General features: G+C 75.8%; 9 protein-coding genes and 2 pseudogenes. 5 read left to right on the forward strand and 6 right to left on the reverse strand.

Features of this window, described 5'->3' with window-relative positions; all coding sequences use genetic code 11:
* Positions 1–90: 90 nt before the first annotated feature.
* Both ACPFP2_RS13780 and ACPFP2_RS13785 read right to left on the reverse strand, forming a co-directional pair.
* Positions 91–2985: a helix-turn-helix transcriptional regulator gene (locus ACPFP2_RS13780; protein ID WP_424089548.1), complete on the reverse strand. Its 2895-nt coding sequence runs from the start codon at positions 2983–2985 to the stop codon at positions 91–93.
* 221 nt (positions 2986–3206) lie between these two features.
* Positions 3207–3377, reverse strand: coding sequence for a hypothetical protein (locus ACPFP2_RS13785; protein WP_172892394.1), 171 nt, complete (start codon positions 3375–3377; stop codon positions 3207–3209).
* A 196-nt stretch (positions 3378–3573) separates the two neighbouring features.
* Between ACPFP2_RS13785 and ACPFP2_RS13790 the strand changes: the two genes are divergently transcribed.
* Positions 3574–4263: a DUF4191 domain-containing protein gene (locus ACPFP2_RS13790; protein WP_363879948.1), complete on the forward strand. Its 690-nt coding sequence runs from the start codon at positions 3574–3576 to the stop codon at positions 4261–4263.
* Between the two features lie 58 nt (positions 4264–4321).
* On the opposite strand, the gene ACPFP2_RS13795 is transcribed toward ACPFP2_RS13790, so the two are convergent.
* The gene (locus ACPFP2_RS13795) at positions 4322–4723 is read right to left on the reverse strand and encodes an RDD family protein (RefSeq protein WP_424089549.1); all 402 of its coding nucleotides are present in this window, start codon (positions 4721–4723) and stop codon (positions 4322–4324) included.
* A gap of 298 nt (positions 4724–5021) precedes the next feature.
* On the opposite strand from ACPFP2_RS13795, the gene glnA reads away from it, so the two are divergent.
* Complete coding sequence (gene glnA, locus ACPFP2_RS13800) at positions 5022–6446, forward strand: type I glutamate--ammonia ligase (protein ID WP_424089550.1); 1425 nt, start codon at positions 5022–5024, stop codon at positions 6444–6446.
* A gap of 208 nt (positions 6447–6654) precedes the next feature.
* On the opposite strand, the gene mptB (ACPFP2_RS13805) is transcribed toward glnA, so the two are convergent.
* Together mptB (ACPFP2_RS13805) and mptB (ACPFP2_RS13810) are read right to left on the reverse strand one after the other, a co-directional pair.
* Positions 6655–8151, reverse strand: coding sequence for a polyprenol phosphomannose-dependent alpha 1,6 mannosyltransferase MptB (gene mptB / locus ACPFP2_RS13805; protein ID WP_424089551.1), 1497 nt, complete (start codon positions 8149–8151; stop codon positions 6655–6657).
* Positions 8152–8165: 14 nt separating this feature from the next.
* Entirely contained in the window at positions 8166–9566 is a 1401-nt protein-coding gene (gene mptB / locus ACPFP2_RS13810; RefSeq protein WP_424089598.1) for a polyprenol phosphomannose-dependent alpha 1,6 mannosyltransferase MptB, read from the reverse strand.
* A 44-nt stretch (positions 9567–9610) separates the two neighbouring features.
* Between mptB (ACPFP2_RS13810) and ACPFP2_RS13815 the strand changes: the two genes are divergently transcribed.
* Complete coding sequence (locus tag ACPFP2_RS13815) at positions 9611–11257, forward strand: hypothetical protein (protein ID WP_424089552.1); 1647 nt, start codon at positions 9611–9613, stop codon at positions 11255–11257.
* A gap of 341 nt (positions 11258–11598) precedes the next feature.
* On the opposite strand, the gene ACPFP2_RS13820 is transcribed toward ACPFP2_RS13815, so the two are convergent.
* Complete coding sequence (locus tag ACPFP2_RS13820; RefSeq protein WP_424089553.1) at positions 11599–12210, reverse strand: helix-turn-helix domain-containing protein; 612 nt, start codon at positions 12208–12210, stop codon at positions 11599–11601.
* 89 nt (positions 12211–12299) lie between these two features.
* Here ACPFP2_RS13820 and ACPFP2_RS13825 point away from each other — a divergent pair.
* Positions 12300–13277, forward strand: a pseudogene (locus tag ACPFP2_RS13825) (NAD(P)/FAD-dependent oxidoreductase); the annotation flags it as partial.
* A 36-nt stretch (positions 13278–13313) separates the two neighbouring features.
* Positions 13314–13907, forward strand: a pseudogene (locus ACPFP2_RS13830) (class I SAM-dependent methyltransferase); the annotation flags it as partial.
* Positions 13908–13911 lie beyond the last annotated feature (4 nt).

A 13911-nucleotide genomic window follows, 5' to 3' on the forward strand; every position in this document is an offset into this window, starting at 1 on the left:
CGGCCTGGACCACCGGCGCGCTCAGCCTGCCTCCGTGGCCGCCGGCAGTCGGTCCGGCTCGACGCCCGGAGTCGTCACCGGCCGGAAGGGTCAGCCGCGGTCGGGGTCGAGCAGGCCGAGGCGGTGCGCCAGGGCGGCCGCCTCGATCCGGTTGCCGACGTCGAGCTTCGCGATGATCCGGGAGACGTGCACGCTCGCCGTCTTCGGCGAGATGAACAGCCGTTCGGCGATGCGGCTGTTGCTGTGCCCCTCGGCGACCAGCCGCAGCACCTCCCGCTCCCGGGCGGTGAGCAGCGCCGTCCCGGCCCGCGCCCCGCGCAGGCCGACCCGTCGGGCCAGCGTGGCGGCCTGCTCGGCGAGCGGGGTCGCGCCGAGGCGCCCGGCGATCGCGCTGGCCTCCTCGACCGCTGCCCCGGCCTGCTCCCGCTCCCCCGCCGCCGCGGCCGCCTCGGCGAGCGTCAGCAGCGCCCGGCCGAGGGCGTACGGCTGGCCGTCGGCCCGCCACGCCTCGACCGCGGCACGCCAGGCGGGCAGCGCCCGGCCGGCGGGGGCCAGCAGCGCGGCGACCTGGGCGGCGTGCGCCCGCTCCGCCGGGTGGCGGGCCGGCAGGTCGGCGGCGAGCGCGGCGACCGACGCGGCGAGGTCCCGGTCGTCGATCCGGGCGGCGGTACGGGCGGCGGCGCCGAGCACCGGCCACCCCTCCCGAGGCAGGTGCGGCAGCCGGTCGTCGGCGAGCGCGGCGCGGGCCGCCCGGGCCGCCTCCACCTTGTCGTCGGCGGCGAGGGCCGCCTCGATGCGCAGCTCGTGCAGGGGCAGCCGGTGGTTCGGCCACAGGTACGGCCGGGCCAGGAAGCCGAGCGCCCGGCCGACCAGCTCGTCGGCGCGCGGGTGGGCCCGGGCCAGCCGCAGCCCGGCGCGCAGCTGGAGCCAGTGCAGCCCGGACACCCCGGGCGGGTCGATCCGGGACGCCTCGACGCAGGCCGCGTCGGCCTCGTCCCACCGGCCCAGGGCGATCAGCGCCTCGGCCCGGTTCGACAGCAGGTACGCCCCGGTCGACCGGCTGATCCCGACCCGGCGCGCCTCGGCCACCCCGGCTGCGGCCGCCTCGGCCGACTCGGCGTACCGGCCCAGCTCGAAGAGCACGTCGGAGAGGTGCACCAGGGCGCTGACCAGCGCCGGGGCGTTGCCGGCGGCGCGGGCCCGGGCCTCGGCCCGGCGCAGTTCGGCCAGCCCGAGGTCCGGTGCCTGGTCGCTGCGGCAGAGCATGGCGATCCGGGTGGGCAGCAGGGCGAGGTCCTCACCGAGCGCCTCGGCGGCGGTGTGCGCCTCGGCGGCCACCGCCGCGGCCTGCTCCGGGTCGATCCGGACCAGGTGGGCGGCGATGTCGGCGAGCAGCCGGACCCGCTGCGGGCCGTCCGGCACCCCGGCCGCCAGCCGGTACGCCTCGCGCAGCTCGACGCTGCCGTCGCTCTTGCCGAGCAGGGCCAGCAGCCGGCCGCGCCGGTCGAACAGCCGCGCGGCGCGCAGCGGCTCGGCGTCGGCGTCGACCTCGGCCAGCGCGGCCCGGGCGAGGGTGATCGCCCGGCCGTAGTCGCCGGCCGTGGTGGCCGCGTCGAGGGTCTCCTCCAGCACGGCCAGGTGGTCCATGCCGAGCCGGTCGGCGGCGTCGGGCACCAGCTCCCACAGCTCCAGCACCCGTTCCAGCAGCCGGCTCTGCTCCGCGTACGCGTACCGGTCGCCGGCGGCGCGGGCCGCCACCCGGGCGGCGAGCAGGGCCCGGGGATGGTCGTGGGCGGCGTACCAGTGGTGGGCGATCTCGGCCGGGGCGCGGCCGGCGGCGACCAGGTTCGGCTGCGCCTCGATGGCCGCGGCGTACCGGGCGTGCAGGCGGGCGTGCTCGCCGGGGAGCAGCTCGTCGTGGACCGCCTCGCGGACCAGGGCGTGCCGGAACTCGTAGTCGCCCTCCGGGTCGGCGACGACGAGCTGGGCGGCGACGGCGGCGCGCAGCGCGTCCTCCAGCTCGGGCTCGGGCAGGCCGGCGACCTCGGCGAGGAGCTGGTGGGCGAAGCGGGTGCCCCCGGCGGCGGCGATGCGCAGCACCCGCTGCGCGGTGTCGGGGAGCCGGTCGACCCGGGCGAGCAGCAGGTCGCGCAGGGTCTCCGGCAGGGTGGCGCAGCCGACCGGGTCGCCGGCCGCGGCCAGTTCCTCGATGAAGAACGGGTTGCCCTGGGTGCGCTCGTGCACGTCGTCGACGGCGCGGGCCGCCGGCTCGGCCCCGAGCAGGTCGGTGAGGATCGCGGCGGTGCCGTCCCGGTCGAGGCGGCCCAGCTCGATGCGCTCGACGCTGCGGGCCCGGTCCAGTTCGGCGAGGAACGGGCGCAGTGGGTGTCCCCGGTGCAGCTCGTCGGTGCGGTAGGTGCAGACCAGCAGCACCCGGGCGGTGCGGGCGGCCCGGACCAGGAAGCCGATCAGGTCGCGGGTGGAGCGGTCCGCCCAGTGCAGGTCCTCGATCACCAGCACCAGCGGCCGGGCGGCGGCGAGCCGGTGGAAGAGCTCCCCCACCAGGTCGAACAGGTAGCCCCGAGGGGTGTCGGACAGCGCCGGACCGGGCGGGGCGGCGACCGCGGCGGGCACCCGGGCCAGTTCCGGCAGGAGGCGGGCGAACTCCGGCTCGTACCCGGAGAAGACGGCGGGGCCGTCGCGGCGCAGCACCTCGCGCAGCGCGGCGGCGAACGGCGCGAAGGGCAGGCCGGCCTCGCCCAGTTCCAGGCACTGCCCGACGAGGATCCGGTCGCCGCCCGCGGTGACCAGGGCGCCGAACTCCTCCAGCAGGCGGGTCTTGCCGACCCCGGCCTCCCCGCCGACCAGGACGGTGCTGGCCTGTCCGGCCCGGGCGCGGGCCAGGGCGGCGCGCAGCGACCCGAGCTCGTCCTGCCGGCCGACGAGGACGGTGCTGGCGGCGCGTACGGTCACGGCGTCGAGCATGCCACGTGCGTTCCCGGCGCCGTCCCGGCCGGCCGGGCGGTGCGGTCCGGTCCGGTCGGTCCCCACGGCCGTGGTGTCGACGCCCGCCGGGCCGTCGGCGTGGGTCGCAACGGCGGTGGCCCCGGCCGGTGGGGCCGGGGCCACGGTCGGGCCGGAGGCGGTGCGCGGCGCCGTCGGCCCGGCGGCGAGGGCCGGGGCCGCCGCCGGGGGCGGGGCCGGGGTCACCGGCGGGCGGCGTCGGTACGGCCCGGGCGCTGCCGTCGGCTCAGCCAGCCGCGGGCGTGCCGGCGCGGCAGGGACCGGGCGAGGCGGTCCGCCTCGGCGTCGGCCCGCAGCTCGGCGGCGTGACTGCGGTGGAGGGAGAGGAGGAAGTCTGCGTCGTTGCCGAACATGTCGGGCTCCTTCGGATCGTCGTCGTTCGCTGACACCGACTCTGCGCGCGAAGGTGGCCCCGGGGCATGGGTGCGCCGCCTGATCTTCGGCTGCCGCCCCTCCTTACCCGGGCCGGAATCGGCCGTCCGAGCGACGTAAGGTACTCAGCCGGCCTGCGGATCAACCGGGCGTGCGGCGACCACTAGACTCTGCGGCATGGCAAAGCCCCAGGAGAAGGTCTCGTTCGGCCAACGGCTGAAGCAGATCGGGATGGTGTTCAAGTTCACCGCCAAGCAGGACAGGTGGTTCGCGCCGCTGGTCGCCGGCGCGGTGCTGATCCCGCTCGCGCTCACCGTGGTCGCGGTGATCCTGTGGGGCTGGCTCTGGTTGCCGCTGGGCATCCTGTTCACCCTGCTCGCCGTGCTGATCGTGCTCAACCTGCGGTCCAACGCCGCGATGATGAACGCGGCGGAGGGGCAGCCCGGCGCGGCCGCCCAGATCATGGAGAGCATGCGCGGCGACTGGCGGGTCACTCCGGCGGTCAGCTCCACCACCCAGATGGACATGGTCCACCTGGTGATCGGGCGGCCCGGCGTGATCCTGCTCGCCGAGGGCAACCCGCAGCGGGTACGCGGCCTGCTCGGCCAGGAGAAGCGCCGGCTGGCGAAGGTGATCGGCAACGCCCCGCTGCACGACTACGTGATCGGCCAGGGCGAGGGTGAGCTGCCGGTCCGCAAGCTGCGGATGACCCTGATGCGGCTGCCGCGCGCCCTCAGCGGCAAGGACGTCAACTCGCTGGACAAGCGGCTGAAGGCGCTCACCGCCCGCCCGCAGATGCCCAAGGGGGCGATCCCGAAGAACATGCGGCCGCCGCGCGGCGCGTTCCGCCAGTCGCGGGGCCGCTGACCCCTTCCGACGTACGCGAAGAGCCGGGCCGTCGGGCCCGGCTCTTTCGTCGTACGCCTCAGGGGCGGGGGGCGGCGGCGATGACCGAGCCGGTGAGGCGGTCGTGCAGGCCCCGGCGGTGCTCGTCCATGATCAGGGCGGGCACGACGAGGGCGAGCAGCAGGCCGCGCAGCAGGGCCCGGACCGGCCCGATCCGGCCGCCGTCGGCCCAGGCGAGGCAGCGGATCCGGGTGATCCACATGCCGGGGGTCTGGGCGAAGAGGCCGAGGAAGAAGCCGTACTCGACGATCAGCACCAGCACCGGGGCCCAGCCGTCGCGTACGGGGTCGGCGAAGAAGTTGGACGCCAGCAGGCAGAGCACCCAGTCGATCACCAGCGCGCCGAATCGACGCCCGAGGCTCGGCGGGGTGAAGGAGGGGTCCGCGGCGGGCGGCACCGGTACGGCGGCGGGGTTGCTCACAGCGGTCAGGGTAGCGAGGGCGGGCGCCGGGTCCCGGTCGGAGGCGGCCACCAGGGGTGTCGGTCACGGTCCGGACAGGGTCGTCGGCGCGGGTCGGGAAAACGGGCCAAACGCATCAATATGCGATACACCGCCCCAGCCGGTATCGTCCGAACGGAGATCCGGGGACGACTGAGCGGCCCAGATGACGCTCCGCGAGCGACGTAACACGGCGGAAACAGAGGAGACACGGCCGGGCAACCCTGCGGCCATACCGTCGCCAGTGCCAAGCCCCGGAGTGGACGTGCCAGGAGGACGTGTGTTTGCCAATCCCGAGGAACTCCTGCGATACCTCAAGAACGAGGACGTGAAGTTCGTCGACGTACGTTTCTGTGACCTGCCCGGCGTGATGCAGCACTTCAACCTGCCGGTGGAGTCCTTCGACGACAGCGTCTTCACCGACGGCCTCGCGTTCGACGGCTCGTCGATCCGTGGCTTCCAGTCGATCCACGAGTCGGACATGCTCCTGCTCCCGGACGTCGCCACCGCCTTCATCGACCCGTTCCGCGCGCAGAAGACCCTCGCGCTGAACTTCTTCGTCCACGACCCGTTCACCCGGGAGGCGTACTCCCGGGACCCGCGCAACGTGGCGAAGAAGGCCGAGGCGTACCTGGCGGCGAGCGGCATCGCCGACACCGCGTACTTCGGCGCCGAGGCGGAGTTCTACATCTTCGACTCGATCCGCCACGAGACCTCGGCCCACCAGTCGTTCTACTACATCGACTCGATCGAGGGCGCGTGGAACACCGGCCGCGAGGAGGCGGGCGGCAACCGCGGCTACAAGACCGCCATGAAGGGTGGCTACTTCCCGGTGCCGCCGGTGGACCACCTCGCCGACCTGCGCGACAGCATGGTCCGCCGTCTGGTCGACGCCGGTTTCACCGTGGAGCGCTCGCACCACGAGGTCGGCACCGCCGGGCAGTCGGAGATCAACTACAGGTTCTCCACCCTGCTGCACTCGGCCGACCAGCTCCAGCTCTTCAAGTACCTGATCAAGAACGAGGCGTGGGCCGCCGGCAAGACCGCCACGTTCATGCCGAAGCCGATCTTCGGTGACAACGGCTCCGGCATGCACACCCACCAGAGCCTCTGGCTCAACGGTGAGCCGCTGTTCTACGACGAGACCGGCTACGCCGGCCTGTCGGACACCGCCCGCTGGTACATCGGCGGCCTGCTGCACCACGCCCCGTCGCTGCTGGCCTTCACCAACCCGACGGTCAACTCGTACCGCCGGCTGGTGCCGGGTTACGAGGCGCCGGTCAACCTGGTCTACTCGCAGCGCAACCGCTCCGCGTGCACCCGTATCCCGGTGACCGGCAGCAACGCCAAGGCCAAGCGGGTCGAGTTCCGGGTGCCGGACCCGTCCAGCAACCCGTACCTCGCCTTCTCGGCGATGATGATGGCCGGCCTGGACGGCATCAAGAACAAGATGGAGCCGCCGGCACCGATCGACAAGGACCTGTACGACCTGCCGCCGGAGGAGTGGGGCAACGTCAAGCAGGTTCCGGGCTCGCTGCCGGAGGTGCTCGACGCGCTCGAGGCCGACCACGACTACCTGCTCGACGGCGGCGTCTTCACGCCCGACCTGATCTCCACCTGGGTCGGCTGGAAGCGGGCCAACGAGGTCGACCCGGTGCGCCTGCGCCCGACCCCGCACGAGTTCGCGATGTACTTCGACTGCTGAGCAGTCGTCGGACACACGTTCCACCAGCACCGGCCGGGCCGGCTCCGCTCGCGGGGCCGGCCCGGCCGCGTCGTGCCCGGCCCCGTTCGCGCCTGACCTCGTCGGGCCCGGCCGGCTTCGCGGGCCCGGCGCATGATCCACTCCGTGTCGCCGAGGTGGCGGTGTCAGCGCGCCCCCGGACCCCGCCACGTCGGCGCCACCGTGTCGATCAACCTGGCCGTCGCCAGGTGGGCCCGGGCTCGGGCGGGCGCCGCAGCGCCCGGGCCGCCAGCACCGCCAGCACCAGCAGCAGCGCCGTCATCGCGATCGCCCCCGGCGCCTTGGTGTAGCGGGCCAGCGAGGTGCCGTCCGGCAGGGTCAGGAAGGCGGCGACCGCGCAGGGCAGCGTGAACCAGGTGGTCCGGGTCGTCGAGACCGCCAGCACCAGCAGCGGCCAGGTCGCGTACCAGGGATGGAACACCGGGGCCAGGGCCACCGTGGCGGCCAGCGCTACGCCTGCCGCGACGAGGGCGGTACGCGCGGCGGCGGCCGGGCGGACGTCGTCGCGTCCGCGCAGCGTCGCCCAGGCCCGCCACCAGAGCGCCACCAGCAGCACCGCGAGGAGCACCAGCCCGACCGCCCGGGCCACCGGCACCGCGCCCGCCTCCCGCCCGACCAACTCGCCGAGGTAGTCCACGACGAAGCCGACGGCCGTCGGGGGCGAGGTCCACTGCTGCGAGTCACCGCTGCGGGCCAACCCGCCGACCCAGCCCAGCCCGAGGCCGGACAGGACGGAGGCCACCACCAGCGCGATCGCCGCCCCGCCGGAGAGCAGGCCGCCGTCGCGCAGCAGCGCCCCGACGGTGTGCCGGCCGCGCACCGCGGTGAGCGCGGCGAAGGGCAGCACCACCACCGCCGTCGCCTTCACCGCCACCGCCAGGCCGAGCAGCACCCCGGCGACCAGCAACGCGCCCGACTGCCCGACGGCCAGCGGCGCACGCGGCCTGCCGGGCAGCCGGACGAGCACCAGCAGGCCGAGCAGGAGCAGCCCCAGCATCACCGCGTCGTTGTGCGCGCCGGCGACCAGGTGCACCCCGACCAGCGGGCTGGCCAGCCCGAGCCACACCGCGCGGCGGATGGGCACGCCGCAGGCCCGGGCCAGCCCCGGCAGGCAGCACGCGGCCAGCAGCACCCCGGCCAGAGCGAGCGACCGCAGCAGCGCCAGCGTGCCGAGCAGGCCGCCGCCGAGGGTGGCGGCCAGCGCCGCCAGCAGCAGGAACAGCGGCCCGTACGGGGCGGGGGTGTCCCGCCAGATCGGCGCGACCGAGTCGACCCACGGGCAGCCCGCCGCCGCCACCCCGACCGTGTACGGGTCGTGCCCGGCGGCGTAGGCCCAGCCCTGGCAGGCGTACGAGTAGACGTCCCGGCTGGCCAGTGGGGGCGCGGCCAGCAACGGCAGCAGCCACAGTCCGGCGGTGCGGTACGCCCACCGGGCCGACGGCGCACCGTGGCGCAGGGACCACCAGGCGCCTACCATCAGCGCGGTGCCGAGCAGCCAGCAGCCGAGCGCGGCCGGGCCGTACGGCATCGCCCCCGGGCCGACCGGCGGGACGGCCGGCATCGCGCCGCCGAGCCACGCCGCCACGGTGAGCAGCGCCGCGCCGGCCAGGCCGGCGTACCGGGCGGACCGGGCGCGGGCGTCGGACGGCGAGCCGGGCTCGGTCACCGGCGGACCTCTCCTCAGTCGGCGGGGGCCGGCCGGCGAGCCGCCCGTGCCGACCGTACCAACCGCACGACGACCACGATCACCAACAACGTCATCAGCGGCGCTCCCGGCATCTTGGTGTACCGGGCCAGGCCGGTGCCGTCGGCCAGCACCAGGAACGACGACACCAGCGCGACGAGGCTGAACCAACCGGTGCGGTGCGCCGTGGCGGCGAGCACGGTCAGCGGCCACATCCAGTACCAGGGGTGGAACAGCGGGGCCAGGGCGACCGTCGCGGCGAGCGCCAGCCCGGCGTACCGGAGCGGATCGCGGGTGCGGGCCCGCCACCACAGCCAGACGAGCAGCACGGCGAGGACCAGCACGCCGATCGCCCGGGTCACCGGCAGCGCGTCGACGTGCGCGCCGAACAGCGCCGCGACGTACCCGACGGTCTGCCCGAGCGCGGTGGACGGCGAGGTCCAGGCGACCACCAGGCCGCCCTGCTCCAGCCCGGCGATCCAGCCGAAGTTCAGGCCCGCGGCGAGGGTCGCGCCGATCACCGCGGCCAACGCGCCGCCGGCCACCGGGCCGCCGTCGCGCAGCAGCCTGGTGATCGAGTACGGCCCGGACATCGCCGCCAGGGCGGCGAAGGGCACCACGACCAGGGCGGTGACCTTCATCCCGCCGGCCAGGCCGAGCAGCACTCCCCCGGCCAGCAACGGCCAGAAGCGCCCCGGCCGGCTCGCCACCACGGCCAGCCCGGCGATCAGCAGGCCCACCATCAACGCGTCGTTGTGCGCGCCGGAGACCAGGTGCACGCCGACCAGCGGGGAGGCCAACGCCAGCCAGAGCGCCCGACCGACCGGCACCCCGCAGCGGCGGGCCAGCACCGGCAGGCAGGCGGCGGTCAGCGCGACCCCCGCCACCGCGACCAGCCGGAACAGCGCCATGCTGGCGTAGAGGGAGCCGGTGGCCCCGACGATCGCGCCGGAGATCATCACGAAGAGCGGCCCGTACGGTGCCGGCGTGTCCCGCCAGATGTACGAGATGGTGTCCAGCCAGGGGCAGGGCAGCGCGGAGACGCCCTGCTCGTACGGGTTGATCCCGGCCGCGTAGCTCGCGCCCTGGCAGCTGTACGCGTACACGTCCCGACTGCCCAGCGGCGGCGCGACCAGGAGCGGGAGCAGCCAGAGCCCGGCGGTGACCAGCGCCCACCGGGCCGAGGGCACCCGCTCGCGCAGTGACCACCACGCCCACGCCATCAGCCCGGTCCCGACCAGCCAGCTCGCGATGATCAGCGGACCGTGCCGGCCCTGCCAGATGCTGACGGGGGTGGGGCGCAGCTCTCCGTCGGGCAACGCGCCGCCGAGGTACGCGGCGACGGCGAGCAGGACGGAACCGGCCAGTCCGGTCCAGCGCGAGAGGTGGTGAGGCACGTCGGACATGCTGCCAGTACGGTGGTCGCGGACCGGAGGTGGGCATGCGGGGAAGCAGGGTGGTGGGGCTCTCCGCCGGCTGCGCCGCCGTGCTGGCCGGGGTGTGGCTGGCCCTGCCCCGGATGGGTTCGGACCTGTCCGCGCAGGTGGCCCGGGCGGACTTCTTCGCCGCCCACGGCGACGCCCTGGTGGACCTGCGCTGGTACGGGGGGATCCACCCGCTCGGTTACAGCCTGGTGTCGCCGCCGCTGATGGCCGCCCTCGGCGTCCGGGTCACCGGCGCGCTCGCCCTGGTCGGGGCCGCCGTCGCGCTCGCCGCGCTGCTGGTGCGCACCGGAGTGCCCCGGCCCCTGCTCGGCAGCCTGGTCGGGGTGCTCACCATCGCCGGCAACCTGGTCTCCGGCCGGGTGACGTACGCCCTGGGGGTGGCCTTCGGCGTGGCCGCGCTGCTGGCGCTGACCCTGCCCACGCACGCCCCGCCGCCGGTCGTCGGGCGTGGTCGGCTCCGGCGGGTGCTCCGGCCGGTCCTGGTCGTGGCGGGGGCGCTGGCGGCGTCGGCGGCCAGCCCGGTGGCCGGCCTCTTCGTCGGCCTGGCCGGCGCGGCGCTGCTGCTCACCCGCCGGTACGCCGACGGCCTGCTGCTCGGCGTCGCCGCCGCGCTGCCGCTCGGGGTGACCGGGCTGCTCTTCGGCGAGGGTGGCTGGATGAACATCAGCCGCACCGACACGGTCCGGGCGGTGCTGACCAGCCTGCTGGTCGCGGCGCTGGTGACGTACCGGCCGGTGCGGGTGGGCGCGCTGCTGTCGGCGGCCGGGGTGCTGGTGGCGGCCCTGGTGCACACCCCGGTCGGGCTGAACGCGACCCGCCTGGTGGTGATGTTCGCGCTGCCGCTGCTGGCCGCCGCCGCACGTCCGCCCCGGTGGCTGGCCGACCGGCTGCCCGCGCACCTCGGCGACGACTCGGCCGGACCGAGGGCCGGGCGGGGGCGCCCGGGGCGGGTGGTGGGGGCGGTGACGCTGGCCGGCCTGCTGGTGGCGGTCGCCTGGTGGCAGCCGCCGGTGGTCGCCGCCGACCTGCGGGGCATCGGCGACCCGACCACCGGGCGGGCCTTCTTCGACCCGCTCCGCGACGAGCTGGACCGGCGCGGGCTCACCGGCCGGGTGGAGGTGCCGCCGACCCGGGACTACTGGGAGGCCGCCCACCTCGGCGAGACGCCGCTGGCCCGGGGCTGGCTGCGGCAGGCCGACATCGCCCGCAACCCGCTCTTCTTCACCACCGTGCCCGGAGCGGCCGGCACCGGGGTGCCGCTGACCGCCGACAGCTACCGCGCCTGGCTGGACGAGAACGCCGTGCAGTACGTCGCCGTGCCCGACGCACCGCTGTCCTGGGTGGGCCGGACCGAGGCGGAGCTGGTCGCCGCCGGGTTGCCGTACCTCACCGAGGTCTGGTCGGACGACCGGTGGCGGCTGTACGCGGTGAGCGAGCCGAAACCCCTGGTCGCCGCCCCCGGTGAGCTGCTCCACCAGGACGGCGCCTCGGTGACGTTCCGGACGGCGGGCCCCGGCACGGTGCCGGTACGGGTGCGGCACAGCCGCTGGCTGACCGCCTCCGGCGGCGCGACGGTCGCCGCCGACGGGGACTGGACGACGGTCAGCGTCCCGCGCGCCGGCACGTACACCCTCGGGAGCTGACGGGCAATCCGCCCGTACCCATCCGGCTCCGCCCGGCCCCACCCGGATCCGCCCGCCCGGCCGTCGGCGATCTCGGCGGGACGCCGGTGGGAACGGACCTCGGTGCTCGGACGCTACGGACCTGATGGCATGGATGGATCGCCCCGCCCACCCTGCGATCCATCCATGCGATCAGGTCCGTAGCGCCTCCACCTCACCCCCATGCCGGACAGCACGCACCAGAGCCGGACCCGACCGAACCTCCGCCACCAGCACCGCGACCAGCACCGCCACCGGCACCGCGACCAGCACCGCCACCGGCACCGCGACCGGCAGCGCCGGCCACTCCCGAACGGGGGCGGTCAGGTGGGATCGGGGCGGGTCGGGGACGGGCGGGCGCGGACGTGCAGGCGCTCCCCCTGCGGCCCGAAGAGGCTCAGGATCTCCAGCGGGGTGTCGTACGGGTTGCCGAACCAGTGCGGCGTGCGGGTGTCGAACTCGGCGACCTCCCCCTCCTCCAGGGTCAGGTCGTGCCGGCCGAGCAGCAGCCGGCACCGGCCGGAGAGCACGTACAGCCACTCGTGGCCCTCGTGCACCTGCTGCTCGGGGTTGCCGGCCCGCGCCCCCGGCGGGTAGATCATCTTGTACGCCTGGACACCGCCGGGGCGGCGGGTCAGCGGCAGGATGGTCACCTCGCCCCGCCGGACCGGCCGGGGGTGCACCCTCGGGTCGCCGGTCTCCGGCGCGCCCACCAGGTCGTCCAGCGGCACCCGGTGGAACCGGGCCAGCGCGAGCAGCAGTTCCAGGGTCGGCCGGCGGCCACCGGACTCCAGCCGGGACAGCGTGCTGACCGAGATCCCGGTGGCCGCCGAGAGCTGGGCCAGGGTCACCGCGCGCTGCTGGCGCAGCGCCCGCAGGCGCGGCCCGACCGAGGTCAGGGTCTCCTCGTCGCCGGGACCCGAATCGTTTGCCATTCTCGCAACGATAGTTGTCACCCCGGCCGGTCCGCGCGGACGATCCGGAACGTCGGCGGGACGGGCCCGCCGGTGAGGAGACGGGGACGATGACGCACGACTCGACGTACGACGTGGTGGTGGTCGGTGGCGGCGCGGCCGGGCTCAGCGGGGCCCTGGCGCTGGGGCGCTTCCGTCGCTCGGTGCTGGTGGTGGACGGCGGCGAGCCGCGCAACGCCCCCGCCGGTCAGGTGCACAACTTCCTCACCAACGAGGGCGTGCCCCCGGCCGAGCTGTACGCGACGGGCCGTGCGGAGGTCGCCCGGTACGGCGTCGAGGTGGTCGACGGCACGGTGACCACCGCCCGTCGGCGGGACGACCCCGACGGGCTCCGGTTCGACGTGGAGCTGGCCGACGGGCGGCGGGTCCGGGCGCGCCGGCTGCTGGTCACCACCGGGCTGGTCGACGAGCTGCCCGACGTGGCGGGGCTCGCCGAGCGGTGGGGCCGCGACGTCCTGCACTGCCCGTACTGCCACGGGTGGGAGGTCCGGGACCGGGCGGTCGGCGTGCTCGCCACCGGGCCGACCGCCGTCCACCAGGCGCTGCTGTTCCGTCAGCTCACCGACGACGTGGTGCTGTTCGCGCACACCGCGCCGGCGCTCCCGCCGGAGCAGGCGGAACAGCTCGCCGCCCGGGGCGTACGGGTCGTCGAGGGCGCGGTGGCGGCGCTGGAGGTGGCCGGTGACCGGCTCACCGGGGTCCGGCTGGCCTGCGGCGAGGTGGTCGCCCGGCAGGCGCTGGCGGTGGGACCCCGGTTCCACGCCCGAGCCGACCTGCTCGCCGGCCTCGGGCTGGCCACCGGCGAGTTCGTGATGGCCGGTCAGGTGGTCGGCGCGCACGTGCCCGCCGACCCGACGGGGGCCACGTCGGTTCCCGGGGTGTGGGTGGCCGGCAACGTGACCGATCTCGGGGCCACCGTGGTGGTGGCCGCCGCCGGCGGCATGAGGGCCGGCGCGGCGGTCAACGCCGACCTGGTCGCCGAGGACACCGACCGGGCGGTCGCCGCCCGGCGCGCGGCGCAGGCGGGCACCGGGGCGGTCGACGAGGAGACCGCACGGCACTGGGACGAGCTGTACGCCGCGCGGGAACGGTACTGGAGCGGGCGGGCCAATCCGCACCTGGTCGAGGTGGCCGGCGCGCTGTCGCCGGGAACCGTGCTGGACCTCGGCTGCGGTGAGGGCGGCGACGCGGTCTGGTTGGCCCGGCAGGGCTGGCGGGTGACCGCGGTCGACGTCTCCCGTACCGCGCTGGAGCGGGCGGCGGCCGAGGCGGCCGCCGCCGGGGTGGCCGAGCGGATCGACTTCCGCCGGCACGACCTGACCCGCAGCTTCCCCGACGGGCGGTTCGACCTGGTCACCGCGCAGTTCCTCCAGTCACCGATCGAGTTCCCGCGCGACCGGGTGCTGCGGGCGGCGGCCCGGGCGGTCGCCCCCGGTGGCCGGCTGCTGATCGTCGAGCACGGCGAGATGCCGCCCTGGGCCCGCGCGCACCACCCGGACGTGTGCTTCCCCACCCCGCAGGAGACCCTGGCCGCGCTGGAGCTGGACCCGGACGCCTGGCACACCGAGCGGGTGGAGACGCTGCACCGGGAGGGCACCGGCCCGGACGGCGAGACGGGGACGCTGGTCGACAACCTCGTGCTGGTGCGCCGCCGCTGACGGC

It is taken from the genome of Micromonospora citrea, from assembly GCF_049629545.1.
GTDB lineage: Bacteria > Actinomycetota > Actinomycetes > Mycobacteriales > Micromonosporaceae > Micromonospora > Micromonospora citrea_A.